We start from the raw sequence: 2039 nt of genomic DNA on the forward strand, positions 1-2039 counted from the left end.
TCGTGGGACAGGATGTTACTTGCTGCCGGCCGCTTCCGCGGCGGTGATCTCGACCCAGTCGGGCGTGATCGGCAGCGTCAGGCCGGGCGCCTGGTCGGGGAAAGCATTCTCGCCGACCGCGATCTTGATCATCTTGGTGCCCGGATAGAGCTTCGACTCGAAGGGATCGGTCGTCACGAAATCACCCTTGACCGACACCGAGCGTTCGGCCGGCTTCTTACCGGTGTCCAGAATATCGACCGCAAGCTTGATCGCTTCCGAGGACAGATAGGCCGGGTTAGAGCCAAGGATGCACTTGGCGCCTTGCGTCTGCGCGCAGGTGACGGCCGCGACATTGTAGGAGAAGCCGACGACCGGGACGATCGGCCGGCCGGCATCCTTCAGCGCCTGGATGGCGCCCGAGCCGTAGCCTTGCGTCATGATGCCGTCGATCTTCGGATTGGCGGCAAGCAGTGCCGCCACGCCGGACTGTTCCGGTCCGAGCGCATAATTGCCGTTGTAATAGCCGACCACCTTGATGTCGGGATATTTGGCCAGCACCTTCTCATAGCCGCCCTGCAATTGTGCCGAGATCGGCGCGCCGGCGAGGCCGCGGTCGAGGATGATGTTGCCCTTGCCGCCGAGCTGCGTAGCCATCCACTCGGCCATGACGGCGGGGATGCGGTCCCAATCGGAAGCGACGGCATAGGCGCAGGGCTCGGTCACCACCTGGTCGAAGCTGATGACGACGATGCCGGCGTCGCAGGCCTTCTTGATGGTGGGGTTGAGCGCCGAATCCGAACCGGCATCGACCAGGATCGCGTCCGGCTTCTGGCGGATGATGTTGTTCAGCGAGTTGATCTGCGCCTGTACGGTGTTCTCGACATTCTCGATCTTGAGGTCGACGCGCCCTTTGAGCGGCCCCTTGTTGACCGACACGGTGGCGACGCGCTCCATCTGCTGGCGCCAGTCGTTGCCGACGAAATTGTTGGAAAGATAGATGGTATAGGGCTTCTTGTCCTCGGTATGCCCGGCCTGCATGCCGACCGCCATCATGGTCGCGGCAAGCACTGCGAGGCCGGTGTGACGGCTCAATAATTTCATGATTTTCTCCTCCCGTTTTTCGTTTCGAAATCGTCGCGCTGCGGCGCCCTCTCCTCATCAAATCAGCTTCCCGAGGCCTCCTTGGGCGTGATCTCCACCCAGCTTGGCGACACCGGCAGCGAAAGACCCGGCGCCAGATCGGGGAACACGGTCTTGCCGAGCTCGATCTTCACGGCCGAGGAATTCGGTGCGTATTTGGCCGCGACCATGTCCGTGGTCAGGCCCGGCGAATTGAACAGCACGGTCGTGTCGGCCGGCTTCTTGCCGGTATCGAGTATGTCGACGGCGAGCTTGATCGCCTCCGCAGACAGCGACGGCGGATTGGCGCCGAGCCAGCATTTCGCGCCCTTGGTCTCGGCGCAGGTGACACCGGTGCCGTTGAAGGCGGCGGCGACGACCGGCACCATCGGCCGGTCGGCATTCTGCAACGCCTTGATGGCGCCGGTGCCGTAGCCTTGCGAGAAGATGCCGTCGACCTCCGGATGCGCCGCGAGCAGGCTCGCCACGCCTTCCTGTTCGGGCCCGGCAGCATAGTTGCCGTTGAAATAGCCGACGATCTCGATGCCGGGATATTTCTTGAGCACGGCGCCGAAGTTCTTCTCGAACTGCTCGGATATCGGCGCGCCGGCGAGGCCCCGATCCATGAAGACCTTGCCCTTGCCGCCGAGCATGGAGGCCATCCATTCGGCCTGGTTGTTGGCCATGATGTCGAAGTCGGAATGCAGCTTGTAGGCACATTCGGCCGACACAGTCTGGTCGAAGCTGACGACGACGATGCCGGCGTCGCAGGCCTTCTTGATCGTGGGATTGAGAGCCTCCGCCGACGACGCGTCGATCAGGATGGCGTCGGGCTTCTGCCGGATGATGTTGTTCAGCGAGTTGATCTGCGCCTGGACCGTGTTCTCGGCATTTTCGATCTTGAGGTCGACGCGGCCTTTCAGCGGTCCCTTGTTGAC

General features: G+C 62.6%; 2 protein-coding genes. Both read right to left on the minus strand.

Features of this window, described 5'->3' with window-relative positions; all coding sequences use genetic code 11:
- Positions 1–15 precede the first annotated feature (15 nt).
- Positions 16–1083, minus strand: a complete 1068-nt coding sequence (locus EOD07_RS32335) for a sugar ABC transporter substrate-binding protein (RefSeq protein ID WP_127238141.1) — start codon at positions 1081–1083, stop codon at positions 16–18.
- A 62-nt stretch (positions 1084–1145) separates the two neighbouring features.
- A partial coding sequence (locus tag EOD07_RS32340) for a substrate-binding domain-containing protein (RefSeq protein ID WP_127238142.1) occupies positions 1146–2039 on the minus strand: 894 nt, incomplete at its 5' end.

Source organism: Mesorhizobium sp. M2C.T.Ca.TU.002.02.1.1, from assembly GCF_003997225.1.